The organism is Halomonas sp. KHS3 (genome assembly GCF_000830495.1).
GTDB lineage: Bacteria > Pseudomonadota > Gammaproteobacteria > Pseudomonadales > Halomonadaceae > Vreelandella > Vreelandella titanicae.
Genome location: NZ_JWHY01000002.1, coordinates 408,519 through 429,009 on the forward strand (window position 1 = coordinate 408,519; position 20,491 = coordinate 429,009).

The following is a 20,491-nucleotide window of genomic DNA, read 5'->3' on the forward strand; positions in this document are numbered from 1 at the left end:
CCCCTTATTTAGAATGATCGTGCAGGCGGGCTGTGTAGTGTTTAACGAGCAGCGTGATTATTTTGACTGTTACGGTTATTTAGCTGTTTAAGGCAAACCCCGGCAGCACTGCCTCGGCCTCGATAGCGATTAACCATTCCGGTTCGGCAAGGCCGTACACAATCAACCAAGTAGCAGCCGGCGGGGCGATGGGGAAACGATGCTTCAGCGCCTCCATTACCACTTGCTGGTCGTAGCGAGCGGATTCGGCTAAGTAGATTCTCAACATCACCACACGCAAGAGATCGCCGCCGAGGCTTGATAGCAATCGTTCGATATTGTTCAGCGCTGCTTCGGTCTGCTCGGGAAGTTCGGGGCCCGCTAAATGGCCTTCGGTATCGACCCCTACCTGGCTGGACATCAGCACCCGGGAGCCCCCCTGAACTAATACGGCTTGGCTGTGACCTTCGATCAAGGTATCGGGCAGGTTGGGCGGATTTAGGGGCTTGCGTCTTAAAATTTGCATGACCACCTCGTTGATAAGTGATGTAGGGCGCTGTTTGCAGGGATTAACCCTAGGCTTCTTTGCATAGCTTCATGATCAACCCGGGATGGGCGTTGTGAGCCGAAAGCACCCAGCCGTGTGCCATGGCGATTTCCTGGCAGATGGCCAGCCCCAAACCAGCACCATGGTCGCGCCGATGTGCACCACGCCAGAAACGAGAGAACAGCAGAGACAGCTGTTCAGGCTCGACGCCAGGCCCCCGGTCACGCACGGTTATCATATTGCTCTGGATCTCCATGCTGACGACGGTCTGCTCGGGGGCATGCTGGATGGCGTTCTCCAGCAAGTTCTTGAGCAGGGTGAAGCATGCCCCGTGATCAGCCTTCCATGTCACCCCTTGATCCGCGGCAAGCACCGTTAAATGCACATCCGCGGACTCCGCCATGCGCTGCAAGTAGGTAGAAGCTTCGTGGGCGATGTCGTGCATTCGAACAACGCTAAACTGGTAGTTATGCGCCTCGCTTGCTTCTGCCAGAAGCAACAGCTGTTGCACCTGGCGGGTCATATACTCGACATCGCTCAATAGCGCTTCGCGGTCATTTCGCCCTTCCTCAAGCAACTCAACCTGCCCGCGGATCAGCGCCAGTGGCGTTTTCAATTCGTGGGCCGCGTGGCCGAGAAACTCCTGCTGAAGGCGATAACCCCGCTCAAGGCGCTCCAGGGCGTGATTGAAGCTATCCACCAGTGGCGCAATCTCCACGGGAACCGCTTCCGTATTTAGTCGGGCGTCAATGGAGCGCGGTGAAATAGCCGCTGCGGAATCTGATACATCGCGCAGCGGTTTAAGGGTGTAGCGCAAGGTGACGAAGGCACATAGACCAAAGGCGATAAACAAGACGAAGCCGAACAGCAGCACGCCAGCGACCACCTGTGGGAAGGCAACTTTATGAAGAATGTCCACGAACCTTGCGCTGGCCACGAACTGCAAATACCACGTTCTCCCATTGTGCTCCAGGGGCTGCGTAGCGCCATAAAAGGTCTTGCCATTGTGCTCGAAGGTAAAGTTACCGCGGGCTAATTGATGGGTGGCGCCGTTGGCTGGCCAGAATTCTTCGCTGCTACTCGAAAAGGCCGCCACGTTCCCAGTGTTATCTAGAATTCGGTACGCTGTCTCGCTCTGTGGCCCTTCGTATAACCAGGCGCGGTCATCCATGCCTGAGTCGAAACCTATAGGTACTCCACTACTATCGAAAACGATGTTATCGGCTAGCCCCTCGGCGGCGTCGGCTAGATCCATGCGAGCTAGTAAATCGCTCTGAAGCAACACTGTCGCCGCGATCACCAGCAGCATGATACTCAGCACCATCCCTGCCACATAGGCCAACAGCACTTTCAGCCTCAGGCTATTTAGCGTCATCCGCTTGACGAAGCGCATACCCCATTCCTCTGATGTTGACGATCCGATGGCGCGATCCGATGGCAAGCAGCTTGCGGCGTAAACGGTACAGGGCGACATCCAAAGCGTTCGGTGTTACAGCCTCGCTTAGGCCCCAGGCCGCCGCTTCTAGCGCGCTGCGGCGAACTACCTCATCGTGCTTGTATAACAGCAACTGCATAATGTGTAGCTCCGCCGGGGCAAGGGTAATGCTCTCGTTCCCGCTGAACAGAACGCCGCTTTCAGTATGCAGTCTCAGGTCGCCATGACTGGGATCGATAGGGTGGAACTCCACAGGGCGGCGCAGCAAGGCCCTAACCCGTGCCACCATTTCGTCCATGGCAAATGGCTTGGGCAGGTAGTCATCGGCACCGGCTTCTAGGCCTTCTAGCCGGTCATGTAGCGCATCGCGCGCCGTCAACACCAGGCAGGGAACGCTAAGGCCCGCGTTGCGAAGCTTCTTCAGCAATAGCAGCCCATCCCCATCCGGCAAGCCGCGATCAAGCACCAGTGCCTGATAGGGCAACTGCTGGACGGCAGCCCATGCCGCATCAATGCGTCCGACCACATCAACGCCGATACCGGCGTTCACCAGCCCTTTGCACATCAAATGGGCTAGCCGGTCGTGATCTTCGATCAGCAGTATGCGGCTCATCAGAAAGTGTAAAGATAGCCAACGAACACGGCATTTTGGGTCGAACGATCCACCAGCGGACTATCTTTGATTTCGTCCGCCAGGCTCGTGACCTCAACACCCATCAGCACAGAGTGATGTTGATCAAACTGATACACGCCGCGCACCCCCGCCTTGATATTGATAGCCGATTCCCCTGAATAGGCAGGGCGATCGAAGCGAATCTCGCTATCGCGAACACCGAAATAGTAATCGACGTTCTTGTCGTCCTGCCAGGATGCCCCTACGCGTGGGGTTAGCAGTACATGTTCGCCGATTTGCCACGTTCTCTCCAGGCCAAGATTGAAGCGCTGCCCGTCGCTGTTGCCGGAGACGTCGGTGAGCCATTCGGCGTCGACATCAACGAGGTTGCTGTTCCACTCCATTTTGGCCCCCGCCCAAAAGCCGCCCTCGCGCTCACCCATGCCGTTGAGAATGGGGGCGTCGTTTTCTTCGTAGCCGCTACCATCGTACTGGCCGACGATACCGAAATTGAGTTGTTGCGAGTCGCTGATATTAATACTCGGCAGTTTAAATTCGATTCCCGGACCGAAGACACGAAAGTACCGGTTCTCGACCTGGAGTAAGGGCAGTGCGCTGTTATCCCGATCGATACCGGCATAGGGTTCCTGCTTGCTTATTGCGCCTATCCCTAATCCCCAAGTGGTTTTATTTGCGCTTGCGTCGTCGGCAAATGCCAACGGAGAAACAATAACAAAACCGCTTATGAGCGCGGCGGTCGCCAACCCTCTGGTGGTGAGCTGAACGGTCTGAGAGAGCGACTGATGAGACCCCATGGTGGCACTCCTATCATGGTGTGAAAGTGAGCATGATTTGAAAGTGCCATCATCAGGTGCGCTATCTTACGCGTTTCTTACTGGTGCCCGATTTATTTAAAACGTTACGTCAGTAAGAAATGAGAAAGGAAGGCAGGCCGATAGTGGATCAACTGAAATTCTTGAATTTTCTTTTTCATCAATGAATTGAACCCTTGGAAGCAGGCCTGGACGATGTCACCTCCAATACGAAAACGTTATTTCGGCATGTTAATTGCTGTGGTTGCTGGCGCCACCGCGCTAGTGTGCATACAGGTGGTGTCGTCTGAAAGTGATGCGGCTGAGGCGCCTACGAGGCAGCCATCCCTCTCGGTCAACGTGACCACGCTGGAACCTCGGGTGCTTACGAACACGCTGTCGGCCAATGGGGATATCGCCGCGTGGCAGGAGATCAGTATCGGCACCGAAATCGGTGGCCTGCGGCTGGTCGACGTCAAAGTAGAGGTGGGTGACGAGGTCACGGAAGGGCAGGTGTTGGCCGTTTATAACGACACGACAGTGCGCGCAGAGCTGGCTAGGAGCCGCGCCGCCGTGGCGGAAGCCGAAGCAACGCTTGCGGAAGCGAACGCCAATGCCCAGCGTGCCCGAAGTTTGAAAACCACGGGATCGCTTTCAGAGCAGCAGATTCAGCAATACGAAACTGCCGAACTCACCGCCAGGGCGCGGCTAGGCGTTGCGCAAGCACAGAATGAAGCCCAAGCGCTGCGTTTGGCTCAGACGCAGGTAGTCGCCCCGGACGACGGTTTGATTACCTCCCGCACGGCCACTGTTGGCGCTGTTACAGGCGCCGATCAGGAACTGTTCCGATTGACGCGCCACGGTCGGCTGGAGTGGCGGGCCGAGGTCGCCGCTTCTGATCTGGAGAAGCTGCGATCCGGTCAGACTGCCAGGATTACCCTAGCGGGCGGATACGAACTCGAAGGGCGTTTGCGCACCATCGCGCCGCTAGTGAATCCCTCTACCCGCAATGGCCTGGTCTATGTCGACCTCCCGGAAAGTGGCGTGGCTCGGGCGGGAATGTTTGCGCGGGGCGAATTTGAACTGGGCACACGTCCAGTGATGACGCTACCCCGCGCCGCTGTGCAGCTACGCGATGGCTTTGGCTACGTCCATCGCGTCAGCGATGAAGGCCAAATAACGGAGCTGAAAGTTGCCTTGGGCCAGCACACGGAGGATCGAATCGAAATTCGCGCCGGGCTTGAACCCGATGCCCGAGTGGTCGCCTCGGGCGGTGCTTTTCTTGGCAACGGTGATCAGGTGCGGGTGATTGAGGGAGAGCCAGTTCATTCACCCCAAACGAACGATACCGACGCCGAGGAGGGGGTATGACGCTCAATACCTCATCCTGGGCGATTCGCAATCCTATTCCGGTTGTTCTGCTCTTCATCCTATTGACCTTCTGGGGGCTCATCTCCTTCAGAGGCTTGTTTATTCAGGATTTGCCGGATGTGCAATTACCCCGCGTGGAGGTCTCCGCCTCGTTGCCGGGGGCGGCCCCCGCTCTAATGGAGAACGAGGTCGCCCGCAAGATCGAGGACGCCATCGCCACCGTCTCCGGCGTCAAACATATCACCACAACGCTGACGGATGGCAACGCCGACATTGCTATCGAATTCAGGCTGGAAAAGTCCTTGCAAGAGGCTGTTGAGGACGTGCGTGACGCTGTTTCCCGCATCCGCTCGGATCTACCCGCCGACCTACGTGATCCAGTGATTCGGAAGAGTGAGTTTTCCAGTGAGCCGATTGTACGCTACGCGGTGACCTCCTCCGTTCTAGACGATGAGGCACTCTCCTGGTTCGTCGATGACAAAATGACCAAGGCCGTCTTGGTGGTGCCGGGCGTTAGTTCGGTTCGGCGTATCGGCGGGGTCGATCGCGAAGTCCGCGTGGCATTGGATCCGGATCGTCTGCTGGCGATGAACACGACAGCGCTGGATATCTCACGCCAGCTGCGTCAGGCGCAGTTGGAGGCGCCCGGCGGCCGTGTGGATGTCGGCGGGGTCGAACAGGCAGTGCGCATCATCGCCAACGCTGAATCCGCAGCCGAGCTGGCGAAGATGGAGCTGGCACTCAGCGATGGCCGCCGTATTCGCCTTGATGAGGTGGCGACGGTTACCGATACCGTGGCCGAGCGGCGCTCGATGGCATTGCTTAATGGCGTGCCCGTCGTTGGCTTCGAGATGACCCGTGCCGAGGGATACGGCGAGGTGGATGTGGCCGAGGGCGTGCAGTCTGCGCTCGCGGCGTTGCAGGTGCAATATCCCCATGTCGAGGTCGAAGAAGCCTTCAATTTTGTTGGGCCGGTGCAAGAGAACTATCAGGGCTCCATGCACATCCTGTTCGAGGGCATGGCACTGGCTGTGTTGGTGGTGTTCTGCTTCCTGCGCAATTGGCGGGCGACACTGATTGCGGCGGTTACGCTTCCGCTGTCGATCATCCCCACCTTCGCTTTTATGCACCTGATGGGCTTCTCGCTCAATACCGTGACGTTGCTGGCGCTCTCGCTGGTGATCGGGGTGTTGGTGGACGATGCCATTGTCGAGATCGAAAATATCGAACGGCATCTGCTAATGGGCAAGCCCCCGCGCCAGGCCGCCATGGATGCGGCGGCAGAAATCGGCTTGGCTGTGGTCGCCACCACCTTTACGTTGATTGCCGTTTTTCTGCCCACGGCATTTATGAGCGGCACCGTCGGGCAATTCTTCGTTCAGTTCGGTTGGACTGCCTCGGTGGCGGTGTTGTTTTCGCTGCTGGTGGCGCGTCTGCTAACGCCCATGCTGGCTGCGTATCTGCTGCGCAAACCCCATCAACACCCTCGCGATCCAGCGTGGATCAGCTACTATCTGGTTGTTGCACGTTGGTGCCTGCGGCACCGCAAGACAACGCTCTTCGCGGCGGCAGCCTGCTTTGCGGGAGGAGCCTGGCTGGCATCAACCCTGCCGGGCTCCTTCATCCCTCCCGATGATAACTCCCTGACGCAGGCGACGCTCACCTTGCCGCCCGGCAGCACGTTGTCTGAAGCGGCGGTACTTGCCGAGCAGTCACGCTCAAGACTTGCGACGCAACGCCATGTCGTCAGCGTCTTTGCGGCTGTCGGTGAGGGCTCCGGCAGCAGTGATGGAGCGGTGACCTCGGTGGTGCTGACCGTGAGTTTGGCAGACCGTGCGACTCGCGCAGGTGTCAAACAGCAGGAGATTGAGCAGCAGTTGCGCGTTGCGCTTGCGACGCTTCCCGGCGTGCGAAGCCGAGTAGGCACCGAGGGAGACACCTATGAGCTTGTGCTCGCTGGCGAGGACAGCCGGGTGCTGGAGCTGCATGCCCGCCAGGTCGATCGGGAACTGCGTGCCATTCCCGGCCTCGGTGCGGTGAGTTCGACGGCCAGCTTGGCTAGGCCTGAACTCATCGTACGGCTTGATTTTGCTCGCGCTGCTGACCTTGGGGTCTCGGCCCAAGCCATTGCCGATACAGTGCGCATCGCGACCGTGGGCGACAGCGCAGAGGATCTCCCTAAGTTGAACTTCAGCTCGCGCCAGGTGCCGGTGATGGTGCGGCTGGCGGATGCCGCTCGGGAGGATATGGCGACCATAAAACGACTGCCTGTCCCTGGTGCTAATGGGATGGTGCCACTCGAAAGTGTGACCTCCTTCGAGTGGAGCAGCGGCCCTTCGGAAATCACCCGACACGACCGTCTACGCAACGTCAATTTCGAGGTGAGCCTGCAGGGGCGGCCTTTGGGGGAGATCGAGCAGTTCGTGCAGACATTGCCCAGCTTGCGTGAGTTGCCGCGCGGCGTTTACCAGACTACGGCGGGTGATGCAGAGGAAATGGCTGAACTTGCCACAAGCTTCGGGATTGCCATGCTGACCGGCGTGCTGTGTATCTACATGGTACTGGTGCTGCTGCTCAAGGATTTCATGCAGCCGGTCACTATTCTGGTGGCACTGGTACTCTCCATCCCCGGGGCTTTCCTGGCGTTGTTCCTGACCCAATCGCCTGTATCGCTGCCGGCCATGATCGGATTGATCATGCTAATGGGGATTGCGACGAAGAATTCGATCCTACTAGTCGACTACATCATCATCGCCCGTCAGGCGCATGGAATAGAACGCGCAGACGCCATCCTCGATGCCTGCAAGAAGCGTGTCCGGCCGATTGTAATGACCACCATTGCCATGGGAGCAGGCATGGTGCCCATTGCTTTGGGGTGGGCAGGCGATCCCAGTTTCCGGGCCCCCATGGCCTTCGTGGTCATTGGTGGGCTGATCACGTCGACGCTTTTAAGCCTGTTGGTTATTCCGGTGGTGTATAGCTACGTGGACGACGGAGTGCATGCGCTTAAATACCGAAACCTCCGGCAACGTTGATGGTTTTTCCGTTGATGTAGCCTGCGGAAGGCCCGGCGCTGTCGAAGGCTTTACGTGCGTTCTCGCCAAGGAGTTTGGGATGCACGGTATTACGGTGAACGCCGTTGCGCCTGGACCCGTCGAGACAGAGCTGTTCCTGGGCGGCAAGAGCTAAGCCGATGTTCAGCGTATGGCCTCGCTGGCGCCCGCCGGACGTTTGGGTCACCCCAACGATATCGCAGAGGTCATCGTCTTCCTCGTGTGCCGGAGGCGGGCTGGATCAACGGTCAAGTTATACGTGCGAATGGTGGCATCGCTTAAGCAAGTTCAGACACTAAATACCTCAATAACCCGTTCACGGAACCAGCGCTGTGCAGGGTGAGTATCGTTGCGGCGATGCCAGGATAGCGTGAAAGGAACCGGGTCGAGTTCGATAGGTGGGCTTCCCACATAGAGACGTTCCGTTTGACCGGAAGCTTCCACCACCCCTTCGAGAATCGTCGCGATCATATCCGACGAGGCGACAAGAGCCGGAGCGGCGTAGAGCTGCGGAAGGGTCAAAGCGAGTTGCCGCTTCAGCCCCTGCTTTGCCAAGGCTGTATCCACAACGCCGAAACGGTCGTTCTCTGGAGATACGAGAAGATGCGTCAGGGACAGGAATGTTTCGAGGTTCAGACCCTGACGAATGGCCGGGTGATCTTTACGCAGGATGCAGACAAAGCGCTCTTCAAACAGGGGAGCGCTAAGAATGCGGCCAGTTGATGTGGGCGGGACGCCGATAGTCATTTCCACTTCCCCGGCATCAAGCATTGAGATGGCATCATCCCGACTGGTGAAATTCCGTACAGCTAGCGTTATGCCCGGAGCTGCCTCGCGCAGCTTCGCCACCAGCCGCGGCAAAAACCTGAACGCCGGGTGGTCGGACAGGCCGATAGAAAGAGCGACGGTGGATGAAGAAGGATCGAACTCTTGTGTGAAATTCAGCGTGCGCTGGATTTCCGCCAGCGCATGGCTAATCGGTTCGGCCAATTCGAGTGCCCGTGGGGTCGGCTGTAGACCGTTGGTTCCGCGTACGAACAACTCATCCCGGAGCAGAGCACGAAGCCTTGAGAGCGCAGCGCTCATTGCGGGCTGCGTGCGTCCGATCCGTATCCCTGCTCGCGTGACGCTTCGCTCCACCATTAAGGCATCGAAAGCGACGAGCAGGTTGAGATCTATGCCGTGTAGATTCATGAGATGGATGTTAATGCATATCAAAAATCGATTTCAAGTATGTTCTTTGCAGCCCTAAGCTATGAAAACCCTCACAACGAGAACCTTCAAAGCGAGAACCTTCCATGATTGATTCAACCACTCAACACAAGGCCAAAGTAGCGAGCCTACCCGCTGAAGAACTCAAGGCTATCGAAACATTCTATCGCGCCTTTGAAGAAAAGCCGGAACTGCTCGACGATGCTGTCGCGGCCGATTGGCAGGATATACCGCTCGCTCCTGGTCAAATAGCAGGTCGAGACGGAATGAAACCGCTCATTGCCGACTTCAGAGCTGCGTTTCCCGATGCGAAGGTTACTATCCACGAGATCATCAGCGCTCCTGGCCGGGCCGCCGTGCGAGCCGTGATCTCAGGCACACATGAAGGCGAGTGGTTTGGCATTGCACCGACCGGCAAGACCTGCCAGCTCGCGATTCACGAATTCCACCATATCGCTAACGGCAGGTTGACCCATACCTGGCACCTTGAAGACTGGTTTGGATGGCTCAATCAGGTCGGCGCCTGGCCTGCGATTCAGCAGGAGAACACACGATGAAAGTCATCCGTATCACCGGCTATGAGGCCGAGCCGCACCTTGATGACGTCTCCAAGCCAGTGCCGGCTAGCGGTCAGGTATTGGTTCGAGTCCGGGCCGCTAGTCTCAACCCACTCGACGTCAAGCTGCAACGTGGCTACATGGAACAGTTCTTTCCCCTGACCTTTCCCTACACGCTAGGGACCGATCTCGCCGGTGTCATTGAGCAGTTGGGGACGGATGTCGAAGGGTGGGCTCTCGGCGACCAGGTGGTCGCCAGAACCAACCCGACCGCCGGAGGTGCTTTTGCAGAATACGCCCTGGTGCCGAAGGAGTTCCTTGCGAAGGCGCCTAGTACTCTACCGTTCAATGAAGCAGCCGGCATTCCGACAGCTGCCGGAACGGCCTGGCAAGCCTTGTTCGAGTCCTTCGAGCTTACTGAGGGACAGAAAGTATTGATCCATGCCGGCACGGGTGGCGTCGGAAGCTTTGCCATTCAGCTCGCTCATCGTGTCGCAGCAAAGGTCATCGCAACGGCCTCGGGCAGCGGTCTAGATATCATCCGTCTACTTGGCGCTGACATGGGCATTGATTACCGCCGCGAGGACTTCACTCGGCAGCTATCCGACATTGACGTCGTCCTCGATACGTTGGGCGGCGAAACCCAGCAACGCTCTTTCGACGTGCTGCGGACGGGAGGGCATTTGTTGTCGACCGTCATGCCACCTGATGACACTTTGGCAGCCGCTCATAACGTCACTGCAGGTTTCGTATTCCATGCTTCCGACGGCCAGCGCTTGGCGCGAGTATCGAAAGCTATCGACCAGTACGGACTACGGATCCTTGTGGATCGAACGGTACCGTTTACAGAGTTCATTCCAGCATTCCGACATCAGGCCTCAGGACGTGCACAGGGCAAAATCATCATCATATTCGATTGAGCTTGACCGCAGCCGCCAGCCCCAGCTTCGAGATTCCGGCATTATTGACGAGAGCGTCAAGATGGGAGCATTCCGCGTGAACCGCATCAGCGAGTCTATACACGTCGCCAAGAGAGGCGAAGTCCGCCTCGAAGAACCGGGCGGTTCCTCCGGCCTGTTCGACGGCATGGACAACGGCCGCTCCGCGTAACGTATCACGTCCGTGCACATGGATGGGCCCCTTACCTCGGGGGCGCTTGCGGTATTACCCGTGTTGCTTCCACTCAAGCTTCGCTGGCAATGCGATTGAGATTGTTGATTGATTCTTCCGGCAAAACCAACTGTGCGGCAGCCAAATTTTCCTGTAGATGTACTATGGATGATGTTCCAGGGATTAACAGGATGTTTGGGGATCTCTGTAACAGCCAGGCAAGAGCAACCTGCAAAGGCGATGCCTGCAACGTTTCTGCTTCTTGTTGCAGAATTGTAGACTGCAGCGGTGTAAAGCCTCCTAAGGGGAAGAAAGGGACATAGGCAATTCCATCCTGTGCAAGCTGCTCGATGAGAGCATCGTCATGTCTGTGGGCAAGGTTGTAATGGTTCTGCACACAGACGATAGGCGCAATGGCGCGGGCCTCTTCGATTTGCTTTTCGGTAACATTGCTGACACCCAAATGGCGAATAAGCCCTTCTTGCTGTAGTTCTGCAAGTACTGAAAAGGGTTCAGAGATGGAACCTTCAGCCGGACCGTGCGCAGAAAACATTGCCCGCAAGTTCACCACCTCTATCTGCTCCAAGCCTAGATTAATCAGGTTGTCGTGGACTGCCTGGGTAAGCTCAGCCTTAGAGAAGGCCGGAAGCCAGTCACCTTTGTCGTCACGCCGGGCGCCGATTTTTGTGACAAGCGTTAACTCCTTGGGATAGGGATGCAAGGCCTCCCGAATGATTCGGTTGGTGATGTGGGGGCCATAGAAGTCGGACGTATCAATATGATCCACACCGTATTCCACGGCTGCTCTAAGTAGGGCAATGGCGCTCTCTTTGTCCTTCGGCGGGCCAAATACGCCGGGGCCGGCCAGTTGCATTGCGCCATATCCCATGCGCTTGATCTGCCGATCACCTAATTTAAAGGTGCCTACCTGTTCGATGTCGTTCATGAAAGTCTCCTGTTTTTGATTTCCGTCACAAGGGCATAAACACGGCACTGCCTTCAGCTTTCTCCTTGCTCACCACGCACAATGGCCGCCCGCTCCTGGGGATTACGCCGTCGCAGGGATGTCTGGGCGATCGCCAGCGGGACATAGGCCGCTCCCTCCAGCGGCGCCACATCAACGCCCGGTGGGACTATCTCGTCGATCCGGTCGAGGATTTCATCGCTCAAATGCACCTCCGCGCCGGCGAGCAGGTCGTCGAGTTGCTTGGGCGTGCGGGGGCCGATGAGAGCGGATGTAATCGCCGGATGCGTCACGACGAAAGCCAGTGCCATGTGGGTCAACGACAGGCCTGCATTTTCGGCCAGCGGGATGAGCTGCTCGACAGCGTTGAGGCTGGCTTCGTCGGACATCGCCTTGGGGAAATATTTCGTGCGCAGCGAGTCCGGTTGCTCTCCACCCTTGCGGTATTTGCCTGTGAGCATACCCTTAGCCAGCGGGCTCCAAGCCATCGCTCCCATGCCATAACGCTGGCAGATGGGCAGCACCTCCCGCTCGATCGAACGGTTGAGAATAGAATAGGGCGGCTGCTCAGTGCGGAAACGTGCCAGCCCGCGTCGCTCGGCGACCCATTGCGCCTCCACGATGGCGGAAGCAGGAACGGTCGAGGCACCGATGGCTCGCACCTTACCCTCGCGCATCAGGTCGGTGAGAACCGACAGCGTTTCCTCGATGTCGGTATCCGGCGCCAGCCGATGAATCTGATAAAGGTCGATATGGTCGGTCTGCAGGCGGCGCAGCGAGTCTTCGACCGCGCGGGTCAGCCAACGCCGCGAGCCACCCCGGCGGTTGGGGTCGTCCCCCATCGGGAGAGACGCCTTGGTGGCAAGGACGACATCGTCTCGCCGCCCCTTCAGTGCCTTGCCGACGATTTCCTCGGACTCGCCCTGGTGATAAGCGTCGGCGGTGTCGATAAAATTGATGCCGAAATCGAGTGCCTTGTGGATCATGCCGACGCATTCATCGTGATCGGCATTGGCGATTCCCCCGAACATCATCGTGCCCAGGCAGTAGGGGCTGACCTGGATGCCGGTACGGCCAAGTTGACGATATTGCATGGTGTTCTCCTCGTATGATGGCAACGGTGCAGGTGAATCATGTTCACAACAGTCGCGGGAGAGATCCCCGCTGCAGAGCGCCTCTGGCATCTGCCATGAGTCGAGTATGGCAAGCCGAAACAGGATGCACTACAATAAATCGTCCGTATTTAGTTTGCAGGTGTCCTGTGTTGCTCGATCCGCTTGCCCAGGTAGTCACGCTCCTTCAACCCGCTACCCCGTTTTCGAAACGGGGTAGCGGCGCCGGTCGTTGGAGAGTTCTCCGCACAGAGGTCGGGCGCCCTTTCTATTGCGCCATTCTTGAGGGAGCATGCCGTCTCAAAGCCGACGGGCACGACGAGATCGCCCTCGAAGAGGGGGATTTCGTGCTCCTCCCCTCCGCCTATAACTTTTCAATGTCGAGCCACTCGCCCACGACCCCCGAAGACATCGTTCATACCTCCATCGTGTTACCCGATGGCGAACACAGGGTCGGCAACCCAAACGACTCTCCCGATGTCCGCTTTCTGGTGGGTTACTGTGTCTTTCGCTCCCCGGATGCGGCTCTGCTTTCGTCGCTGCTCCCCAAGCTTGTACACGTTCGGGGAGTGGATCGGCTGGCCACTCTCATGCAACTCGTCGGCGATGAAGCGCGTGCGCAACGGCCGGCGCGGGATGTGGTTCTGGAACGCCTGCTGGAAGTCCTGCTCATCGAGGCCCTTCGCTCTGACGGTAAGACGGACACCTCGCCTGGGCTACTGCGCGGCCTTACCGACGAGCGGATTGCGATTGCAATCCGCCGGATACATGAGAGTCCCGACCGCCCCTGGACGGTTGCACAGCTTGCAAACGAAGCGACACTCTCCCGCTCCGCGTTTTACGAACGGTTTGGTCGCGCGGTGGGCATGGCGCCAATGGAGTACCTGCTCGCCTGGCGCATGGCGTTAGCCAAGGATTTGCTGCGCAGAGAAAAAGCCAGTATCGCTGACGTCGCCGAACGGGTTGGCTACAGCTCCGCCAGCACCTTTAGTGTCGCCTTCGGCCGTCATGTTGGGCTTCCGCCTGCCCGCTATGCTCGGGACACTTCGTTTGACAGGCTGCTACAGGTCGAAGCCGATAGCTCACCGGAGACCGGATCCATTGCTTGAGCCGAAACTCTCAGGCAAGCAATCGCGGGCGGTCGGCTGAGCTTTCACCTTTAGGATCCCAATCCACCATCGACTCGAGTTGCTTCGACTAAATGATCTAATTCAGCTTGTGCTAGCGAAGGTGGCAGATGGCAGATGGGTTCCCCCTCCAACGGATATGACCGCGGAGCGCTCAGGCGTTAGTGCATGACGAAGATTGAAAAAGGTGTGTGTCTGGAACGTTCGGCATATCGGCGAGCAGCGCAAGCGCGGTCGAGCTCAAGGGATATCGTACCTTGCGTTGATAGGCTTCTACGATCTCGGCGAGCACGGACACGGCAAGCGATGAAGCATCGCGCATGGAAGGTATCAATCCGACGGGCCCGCGGATGCGGTGAGTTTGTCTCTTGGTAAAACCGATTGTCTGAAGCCTCTCACAGCGCCGCGCATGGGTAGCTTTGCTGCCAATGGCGCCAATATAGAAGGCGGGGCCTATGAGCGCTTGGGCGAGGAGCGTTTCCTCCCAGTCCACGTCATGGACGGCGAGCAGAAACGCCGTCCATGGATCATCGTCCAGCTTGGGAAGCGCCGAAGGAACCGTCAGCGTCGTAACGCGCTCGATTCCTAACCGTTGGGCATCCTGGGCTTCGGCAGCATCGCGGAGTTGCAGCTCGGTGTGGATGCCGCTTGCCGTCGCCAGCCGGGCAAGCGCTAGACTATCGGCGCCGCGCCCGGCGATGCGCAGTCGGAGCTTGGGTATGTACTGAAAAGACAGAGCACCTGGGGTGGGAAGATGTCCCAATCCGAGCGAGCCCGAGTCAGAAAGCGTGATCGATACCGGCTGGCGCGAGGCGAGCTGATCATGGCAGGCACGCAGAACACTGGCCTGGGTGTTGGGAAGTACGCAAACATCAATGGCACCACCGCAGGGTAGCGGCAAATCGATGAACGGTGAGCCCTTGCCGTACCTCAGGCGTTTGACCCGCCCCGTGCTAAGCGCTTGCCGCGCATGATTGGCCACATCCGCGTCGATGCACCCGCCTGAAATGTAGCCGCAACGGCCACCCGTGGCGGACACGGCCATCAGGGCGCCCGGCATGCGCACGGCGCCACCTTCCGTCGCGGTCACGATAACGAGAGCTGTCTTGCTTTCTCTGCGCCAATCGAGCCACTGTCCAAGGACATCCTGTGCGTGTTCCAGGTACATGGTAGGCCTCATCAATCTGTGGTCGGCTGCGCTAACCCTGAACATGATCGGAAAGCGGCAGGTGGCGGATTCGTTGCTGCGTAGCGGCAAATAGCGCGTTGGCCAGCGCCGGGGCGAGCGGGGGAGTGCCCGGCTCACCCACGCCGCCTAGCGGCGAGCCGATATCGACGATGCTCACCGTCACGGCTGGTGCCTCCCCGATGCGGAGCAACGGATAGTCGTGAAAGTTCGACTGCTCGGCGTGGCCGTCACGGATCGTCACCTTCTGCCTCATGGCTGCTCCGAGCGCATCGATGACGGCGCCCTGTAGTTGCGCTTCCACCTGGCCCGGATTGATCGCGCGTCCGCAGTCGATAGCGGCATGGACACGTTCCACCTGAATACCTTCATCGTCAGCCCGAGCCTCGACTACCTGGGCAACATAGGAGCCGTAGCTTTCTACCACGGCCAAGCCGCGCGAGATTCCCTCTGCCGCAGGCTCGTGCCAATGCGACATCTCGGCGACCCGGTCAAGGACGGCGAGCATCCTCGCCTGATCGGTGCAGTGGCTTCTGCGAAACTCCAGCGGATCGCGGCCCGCTGCTGCAGCGCATTCGTCCATGAAGCTTTCAAAGAAGAAGCCGTTGAAGGAGTGGGCGATCGAACGCCAGGGGCAAAGCGGGATTGGCAGGTCGACCACGGCATGATCCACGACAAAATTGGGGATGACGTAGCGCATGTCCGACAGGCCGCCGAGCGAGAAGGGATCGAAGTTGGCGAGATTGCCCGTCGACTGCGCCCGCTGCTCCGGATCAATGCCGTATTCGCGGCCCATTTGCGGCCCGGAGACGCGAATGCGCATGCCGGTGATCTGGCCGGCCTCGTTCAGAACCGCCCGGAAGCGACACATCATCGTCTGGCGATACTGGCCCTGCTGAACATCATCCTCGCGCGCCCATAGCACCTTGACCGGCCGACCATCGACGGCGCGGCTGGCAAGCGCTGCCTGAAGGGCGATCTCGCCGTGGGTCTTGCGCCCGAAGCCACCACCCAAATAGGTGGTATTGATGAAAAACTGGTCAGCCGGTATCTGCATCGCATTCTCGAGCGTCATGCGCACGATGTCCTGGCCCTGCGTGCCGATCCATAGTTCTGTTCGTTCCTCGGTGGACTCGGCCGTGCAGTTGATCGGCTCCATGCTGGCATGAGTCAGAAACGGCACCGAGTATTCGGCCTCGACGACCTGACCGTCGTCCGACAGGGTTGCCTCGGCCTCGCCCCGCAGCGTGGTGATAGGGACATCGGTTCGATCCAGTCCCTGGCGAAGCATTGCATTTATCTCATCGGAGGAAAGCGTATCCGCCGGTGTTCGTGTGAAGGTGATATCCAGGGCATCGGCTGCTTGTTTGGCCTGCCACCAGGAGTCGGCAACCACCACCATGCCGCGTGGCACGCTAACCACGGCGACAACGCCCGGCATCCCGGAGACGCTGCTCTCATCGAATGTCTCGACATCGGCGGAAAAGACCGGGGCGAGTCTGACGGCGCCATACAGCATGCCTTCGCGCTCGACGTCTATCCCGTATACGGCTTTGCCTGTCACCTTTGCCGGGGTATCGAGACGCGCTACCTTGCGCCCGGTCAGCGTGCGTTCGCTATCGGGTCGGAGGGTTGGATCCTCAGGCATCGGCAGCGCCATGGCGTCTTCCACCAGGTCACCGAAGGGAATCCTTCGGCCGCTGTCGGCGTGGACAATGAAGCCGTTCTCGGCGTGCAAGGCTGCCGCTGCTACGTCTAGACGCTCGGCCGCCGCCTGGGTCAGCATTTGCCGTGCCTGGGCGGCCGCGCGGCGCAGCGGGTCGTGCCAGAAACGGATGCCGAACGAACCCACAGAACGCATCTGGCCGATGAATGGAATTCTGTAGTCGTCGGAGAGCTTATTCGGCATGCCGACAGTAATACTCGACCAATCGGCGCCCAACTCCTCGGCGAGAATCTGGGCCTGGCCCGTGTGGGTGCCCTGGCCCATTTCGCTCGTGGGTAGCAGGAAGGTCACCTGGCCGCTCGTGTCGATGCGGATATAAGCGTGCGAAAGGAGTGAATCCTCTTCCTCTTGTGCCCAGGCTGTGGGTAGACGAAGGGGAATGATGAGCGCGGCGCCTGCCACTAAGGTACCGCCTAGAAAGGCGCGACGGCTAAAGGATAAATGATGTGTTTTCATTGTTGACCTGTCCTTTCCATAAGCCTTGAGGGAACACGGCGCCGGTTAGCTTTCGGTGACACGGTGTATGGCCGCCCGGATGCGCACATAGGTGCCGCAACGGCAAAGATTGCCGCTCATTGCGTCATCGATCTGCGCATCGGTAGGGCGCGGATTACGCGCCAGAAGCGCAGCGGCGCTCATGATCTGACCCGACTGGCAGTAGCCGCATTGCGGGACGTCAAGCTCCACCCAGGCCTGCTGGACGGGGTGTGAGCCATCTTCGGACAACCCTTCGATCGTGGTGATGGATCTGCCTTCGGCGCCAGATAACGGGAAAACACAGGCACGCACCGGCTCACCATCCACATGCAGCATGCACGCACCGCATTGCGCGACGCCGCAACCGAACTTGGTGCCGGTGAGTTTTAGTTGCTCCCGGATCACCCAGAGAAGCGGTGTATCCGGCTCGGCGGGATCGTGAATGCTGTCATGACTGCTTCTCCTTGGCCTCATTTCGGGTCGTAACATGGCAGGGTCGTTGGCTCTTCTCGATTGCCTTAGAGGCAGCAGTTGGCTTCGACCATGGCTGCGTTATCTTTTTAACAACTTGCTGGAGACAAGGCTTGCCAGTGCCTGCGCAAACCTTGCCTTTTCCTGCAGCGTTCGTGAAAAGCCTTTTTCGTCATGCTGAGTTCAGGCCGAAGGGTAGACCAAATGAGGGGTATTCACCCCACAGGTTCGAGAATCACAAAACGCAAACCCGCTCACTGAAAGCTTTCCCACTTAGAAGTCGAACGTGACGACGCCTGTTCCAAGCGTCATGGGGAGGGCGTTGGCATGGGTCTGGTGATCCATCAGGGGCGTTTCGGCACGTGCTACTGTCGCCCGTGCATTGGGCGCAAGCGGAACAGACAGGATTTGTCCGCCCGGTTTGCCACGTTGTCCATTCGTCAGGAACCACAGGTTACCGTCGCTGCCCTCGAACACATGGCGAATACGGCCGTACTCGCCGGTGTAGTGCGCGGTGGCTACGGGATTACCCTCGGCATCGTTGATCACCGACCACAACCGCTGGCCAGTCAGCCCGGCAATGAAAAAGGTGCCGTCAATGTAGGTAAGTCCACTCGGGCCCATTTCCTGCGTACGCCATTGGACGACTGGGTCGATGTATGCCAGCTGTTCCCCTCGGCCCTCGACGAACGGCCAACCGTAGTTTCCACCCGGCTCAATTCGATTGAGCTCATCCCAGGCATCATCCCCGAATTCGGTTGCCCATAGCTGCCCGTTTTCATCCCACGCCAGCCCCTGAGGATTGCGGTGTCCAAGTGAATAGACATGGGAGCCTTCGATTGGATTGTCGGTCGGGATACTGCCGGTCGGCGTCATACGCAGGATCTTGCCGCCGAGCGAGTTGGGATTCTGGGGGAGATTGGGATTGCGTGTATCGCCCACTGTGGCATAGAGCATTCCATCCGGTCCAAACGCGATTCGTCCACCGTTGTGGCTGCGTCCGCCGGGCAATCCATCAAGGACGATCTGGTTATCAGCGAGTACTCCCGCGGCATACCGCATCCGCACGATGCGATTGCCTGAGGCCGTACTATGGTAAGCGTAAACCCATACGTCTGCGCCTTCTTTGAGCACTGCGAGCCCCAGCATTCCGCCATCCCCTCTGGCTACTACGTTGGGCACGATACCGGCAGATCGCAGCGCCCCGTCTGGCTGCAAAGCGACAATCTCCCCATCGTCACGCTGGCTGATGAGTACCTCGTGGCCCACGGGTACGGCGGACCAGGGCATATTGAGCCCCGAGGCAATCTCGAGAGGCGTACCCACAGGCAATACACCTGTTACCGGAGAACCGGTCGAGTTCGGCGCTTGGGCATGAGCGCTGAACGAGGCCACGAACGCTATGGCAGCGAGTAGGATGAACATCAGAACGATCATGGAAAAGCGAACTGCAGTTGCCACTAGCGTGCTTCTACCGAACATTTCATACCGCATGGAAGCAGCAATGCTTCTATTGTCGAAATATTGAAACTTCATAGTCGACACTCCCGTCTCGGTGCGAATTGGTCGCACTTTACCGCGGCTTTGTCTTACTGGTGTGTCGTACCCGTATCAGTTCGTCGCAACGTGTGGCGCCCTGTGATATTTCGCTCGCAACGTCAGCTACCGCGGAGAAAGCCTTGTGACAATTTGCTACCAACGCGGCACACTTACGCGACAAATCTATCGTATTAATAGTGCCCCGCATCGCGTCTCACTCGGAACTCTCCAGGCTGGCCTTGATCGTCGTGCTCCCGCTACAGCATGCCGTGGCTGACCCGACGGCAAGGTGAGGCGACGATGGGCCCATCAACGTCCAAGTTGACGCCGGGGTAAGCGAAGACCAATCTACGAGAATGACTCCTGATGTGGCTTCGCAACGCTACGATGAGCTAGCCAAGAGGACAGGCCAGAGTGTCGACTGAGGTAAGATTCAGCCTTTTCGGCGGAGGGTAGGGGAATGCAAGACGCCACACATGTAGTCGTCGTTGACGATCATAATGATATACGGGATCTGGTGCGGGAGTATCTTGAGTATCAAGGTTACAAGGTCAGCGTAGCGGAAGGGGGGGCGACCCTACGGCGAATCCTCGCGCGACAGACGGTCGACCTGATCATTCTCGATGTCATGATGCCCGGTGAGGACGGTATCTCGCTATGCCGGGAGGTTCGGGCATCCGGAGATATTCCTATCATATTTCTGACTGCGATGGCCGAAGATACAGATCGTATCGTCGGTCTTGAGCTTGGCGCGGACGATTACTTGGTTAAGCCATTCAATCCGCGTGAGCTTCTTGCTCGAATTAGAGCCGTCCTCCGTCGTGCCACCAGCTCTACGCCGACGGGTACTATTTTCAATCGTAGGATAGTGCGCATCGGACATTGGAAACTCGATTTAGGGCGCCAGGAGATCTTCGGTGACGATGGTGTTGGCGTTCCTCTCAGTACAGCAGAATTTCGTCTTCTCAAGGTTTTCATTGAGCGACCTGGGTTAATACTCAGCCGAGAGCAGCTTCTTGATCTGACGGTTGGGAGGACAGCCGACATCTTTGACCGCAGCATTGATAACCAAGTTAGCCGTCTGCGGAAGAAGATTGAGGAGAATGCCAAGAATCCGTCGATCATCAAAACCCATTGGGGCGGTGGCTACAGCCTGTGTACTGAGGTCGTGTTCGAATGATTCGTCTTTGGCGTAAAAGC

At 58.3% G+C, this 20,491-nt stretch carries 19 protein-coding genes and 1 pseudogene; 7 read left to right on the forward strand and 13 right to left on the reverse strand.

From position 1 onward, the window contains the following. Positions 1 to 79: 79 nt before the first annotated feature. From RO22_RS04130 to RO22_RS04145, 4 genes are read right to left on the reverse strand one after another with little or no spacing between them, the layout of a single operon-like run. The gene (locus RO22_RS04130) at positions 80 to 505 is read right to left on the reverse strand and encodes a Rid family hydrolase (RefSeq protein ID WP_027957267.1); all 426 of its coding nucleotides are present in this window, start codon (positions 503 to 505) and stop codon (positions 80 to 82) included. Between the two features lie 49 nt (positions 506 to 554). Continuing rightward, positions 555 to 1,919: an ATP-binding protein gene (locus RO22_RS04135; protein WP_027957266.1), complete on the reverse strand. Its 1,365-nt coding sequence runs from the start codon at positions 1,917 to 1,919 to the stop codon at positions 555 to 557. Further along, entirely contained in the window at positions 1,888 to 2,574 is a 687-nt protein-coding gene (locus RO22_RS04140; protein WP_027957265.1) for a response regulator transcription factor, read from the reverse strand. The genes RO22_RS04135 and RO22_RS04140 overlap by 32 nt, the downstream gene beginning before the upstream one ends. Further along, positions 2,574 to 3,389 (reverse strand): MipA/OmpV family protein, encoded by an 816-nt coding sequence (locus tag RO22_RS04145; RefSeq protein WP_027957264.1) that lies wholly within the window; start codon positions 3,387 to 3,389, stop codon positions 2,574 to 2,576. Before RO22_RS04145 ends, RO22_RS04140 begins: the two co-directional genes overlap by 1 nt. A 213-nt stretch (positions 3,390 to 3,602) precedes the next feature. Between RO22_RS04145 and RO22_RS04150 the strand changes: the two genes are divergently transcribed. From RO22_RS04150 to RO22_RS25275, 3 genes are all read left to right on the forward strand, one after another. Continuing rightward, the gene (locus tag RO22_RS04150) at positions 3,603 to 4,757 is read left to right on the forward strand and encodes an efflux RND transporter periplasmic adaptor subunit (RefSeq protein ID WP_035538958.1); all 1,155 of its coding nucleotides are present in this window, start codon (positions 3,603 to 3,605) and stop codon (positions 4,755 to 4,757) included. Beyond that, positions 4,754 to 7,792 carry an efflux RND transporter permease subunit gene (locus tag RO22_RS04155; protein WP_041157694.1) on the forward strand — a complete coding sequence of 1,013 codons (3,039 nt, stop codon included), beginning with the start codon at positions 4,754 to 4,756 and terminating at the stop codon, positions 7,790 to 7,792. The genes RO22_RS04150 and RO22_RS04155 overlap by 4 nt, the downstream gene beginning before the upstream one ends. 79 nt (positions 7,793 to 7,871) lie before the next feature. Continuing rightward, on the forward strand, positions 7,872 to 7,946 hold the full coding sequence (locus RO22_RS25275) for a hypothetical protein (RefSeq protein WP_411906209.1): 75 nt from the start codon (positions 7,872 to 7,874) through the stop codon (positions 7,944 to 7,946). 152 nt (positions 7,947 to 8,098) lie between these two features. Here RO22_RS25275 and RO22_RS04160 read toward each other — a convergent pair whose 3' ends face one another. Beyond that, complete coding sequence (locus RO22_RS04160) at positions 8,099 to 9,004, reverse strand: LysR family transcriptional regulator (RefSeq protein ID WP_027957261.1); 906 nt, start codon at positions 9,002 to 9,004, stop codon at positions 8,099 to 8,101. 104 nt (positions 9,005 to 9,108) lie between these two features. Between RO22_RS04160 and RO22_RS04165 the strand changes: the two genes are divergently transcribed. Further along, complete coding sequence (locus RO22_RS04165; RefSeq protein WP_035538954.1) at positions 9,109 to 9,579, forward strand: ester cyclase; 471 nt, start codon at positions 9,109 to 9,111, stop codon at positions 9,577 to 9,579. After that, positions 9,576 to 10,499 carry an NADP-dependent oxidoreductase gene (locus RO22_RS04170; RefSeq protein ID WP_027957259.1) on the forward strand — a complete coding sequence of 308 codons (924 nt, stop codon included), beginning with the start codon at positions 9,576 to 9,578 and terminating at the stop codon, positions 10,497 to 10,499. Before RO22_RS04165 ends, RO22_RS04170 begins: the two co-directional genes overlap by 4 nt. Here the strand turns inward: RO22_RS04170 and RO22_RS25280 are convergent. Genes RO22_RS25280 through RO22_RS04185 form a run of 3 tightly spaced genes read right to left on the reverse strand, consistent with a single transcriptional unit; the run spans position 10,486 to position 12,747 of the window. Then, positions 10,486 to 10,707, reverse strand: a complete 222-nt coding sequence (locus RO22_RS25280) for an SDR family NAD(P)-dependent oxidoreductase (RefSeq protein WP_027957258.1) — start codon at positions 10,705 to 10,707, stop codon at positions 10,486 to 10,488. The two genes, RO22_RS04170 and RO22_RS25280, sit on opposite strands and share 14 nt — an antisense overlap. A gap of 55 nt (positions 10,708 to 10,762) precedes the next feature. After that, the gene (locus RO22_RS04180) at positions 10,763 to 11,635 is read right to left on the reverse strand and encodes an aldo/keto reductase family oxidoreductase (protein WP_027957257.1); all 873 of its coding nucleotides are present in this window, start codon (positions 11,633 to 11,635) and stop codon (positions 10,763 to 10,765) included. 53 nt (positions 11,636 to 11,688) lie between these two features. Next, a complete protein-coding gene (locus RO22_RS04185) occupies positions 11,689 to 12,747 on the reverse strand; it encodes an aldo/keto reductase (RefSeq protein WP_027957256.1) in 1,059 nt (352 codons plus the stop codon). A 167-nt stretch (positions 12,748 to 12,914) separates the two neighbouring features. Here RO22_RS04185 and RO22_RS04190 point away from each other — a divergent pair, with 167 nt between their 5' ends. Further along, a complete protein-coding gene (locus RO22_RS04190) occupies positions 12,915 to 13,874 on the forward strand; it encodes an AraC family transcriptional regulator (protein WP_411906013.1) in 960 nt (319 codons plus the stop codon). A gap of 172 nt (positions 13,875 to 14,046) precedes the next feature. Here the strand turns inward: RO22_RS04190 and RO22_RS04195 are convergent, their stop codons facing one another. The 5 genes and pseudogenes from RO22_RS04195 to RO22_RS04210 all read right to left on the reverse strand — a co-directional run bounded on the left by RO22_RS04195 (position 14,047) and on the right by RO22_RS04210 (position 19,288). Then, positions 14,047 to 14,793: an XdhC family protein gene (locus RO22_RS04195; protein ID WP_161793650.1), complete on the reverse strand. Its 747-nt coding sequence runs from the start codon at positions 14,791 to 14,793 to the stop codon at positions 14,047 to 14,049. 81 nt (positions 14,794 to 14,874) lie between these two features. Then, positions 14,875 to 15,105, reverse strand: a pseudogene (locus tag RO22_RS25285) (XdhC family protein); the annotation flags it as partial. Beyond that, positions 15,092 to 17,260: a xanthine dehydrogenase family protein molybdopterin-binding subunit gene (locus tag RO22_RS04200; RefSeq protein WP_052475515.1), complete on the reverse strand. Its 2,169-nt coding sequence runs from the start codon at positions 17,258 to 17,260 to the stop codon at positions 15,092 to 15,094. The gene RO22_RS04200 and the pseudogene RO22_RS25285, both read right to left, overlap by 14 nt. A gap of 45 nt (positions 17,261 to 17,305) precedes the next feature. Next, a complete protein-coding gene (locus RO22_RS04205; RefSeq protein WP_052475516.1) occupies positions 17,306 to 17,755 on the reverse strand; it encodes a (2Fe-2S)-binding protein in 450 nt (149 codons plus the stop codon). A 270-nt stretch (positions 17,756 to 18,025) separates the two neighbouring features. Next, positions 18,026 to 19,288, reverse strand: coding sequence for a PQQ-dependent sugar dehydrogenase (locus RO22_RS04210; protein WP_051430598.1), 1,263 nt, complete (start codon positions 19,286 to 19,288; stop codon positions 18,026 to 18,028). Positions 19,289 to 19,751: 463 nt separating this feature from the next. Here RO22_RS04210 and RO22_RS04215 point away from each other — a divergent pair, with 463 nt between their 5' ends. Continuing rightward, positions 19,752 to 20,471, forward strand: coding sequence for a response regulator (locus tag RO22_RS04215; RefSeq protein ID WP_027957253.1), 720 nt, complete (start codon positions 19,752 to 19,754; stop codon positions 20,469 to 20,471). Positions 20,472 to 20,491: the final 20 nt, after the last annotated feature.

Bases quoted from the DNA above. Each gene is read 5' to 3' on its own strand.
- RO22_RS04130 (WP_027957267.1), bottom strand. From the start codon at position 505: ATGCAAATTTTAAGACGCAAGCCCCTAAATCCGCCCAACCTGCCCGAT.
- RO22_RS04135 (WP_027957266.1), bottom strand. From the start codon at position 1,919: ATGCGCTTCGTCAAGCGGATGACGCTAAATAGCCTGAGGCTGAAAGTG.
- RO22_RS04140 (WP_027957265.1), bottom strand. From the start codon at position 2,574: ATGAGCCGCATACTGCTGATCGAAGATCACGACCGGCTAGCCCATTTG.
- RO22_RS04145 (WP_027957264.1), bottom strand. From the start codon at position 3,389: ATGGGGTCTCATCAGTCGCTCTCTCAGACCGTTCAGCTCACCACCAGA.
- RO22_RS04150 (WP_035538958.1), top strand. From the start codon at position 3,603: ATGTCACCTCCAATACGAAAACGTTATTTCGGCATGTTAATTGCTGTG.
- RO22_RS04155 (WP_041157694.1), top strand. From the start codon at position 4,754: ATGACGCTCAATACCTCATCCTGGGCGATTCGCAATCCTATTCCGGTT.
- RO22_RS04160 (WP_027957261.1), bottom strand. From the start codon at position 9,004: ATGAATCTACACGGCATAGATCTCAACCTGCTCGTCGCTTTCGATGCC.
- RO22_RS04165 (WP_035538954.1), top strand. From the start codon at position 9,109: ATGATTGATTCAACCACTCAACACAAGGCCAAAGTAGCGAGCCTACCC.
- RO22_RS04170 (WP_027957259.1), top strand. From the start codon at position 9,576: ATGAAAGTCATCCGTATCACCGGCTATGAGGCCGAGCCGCACCTTGAT.
- RO22_RS04180 (WP_027957257.1), bottom strand. From the start codon at position 11,635: ATGAACGACATCGAACAGGTAGGCACCTTTAAATTAGGTGATCGGCAG.
- RO22_RS04185 (WP_027957256.1), bottom strand. From the start codon at position 12,747: ATGCAATATCGTCAACTTGGCCGTACCGGCATCCAGGTCAGCCCCTAC.
- RO22_RS04200 (WP_052475515.1), bottom strand. From the start codon at position 17,260: ATGAAAACACATCATTTATCCTTTAGCCGTCGCGCCTTTCTAGGCGGT.
- RO22_RS04205 (WP_052475516.1), bottom strand. From the start codon at position 17,755: ATGAGGCCAAGGAGAAGCAGTCATGACAGCATTCACGATCCCGCCGAG.
- RO22_RS04210 (WP_051430598.1), bottom strand. From the start codon at position 19,288: ATGAAGTTTCAATATTTCGACAATAGAAGCATTGCTGCTTCCATGCGG.
- RO22_RS04215 (WP_027957253.1), top strand. From the start codon at position 19,752: ATGCAAGACGCCACACATGTAGTCGTCGTTGACGATCATAATGATATA.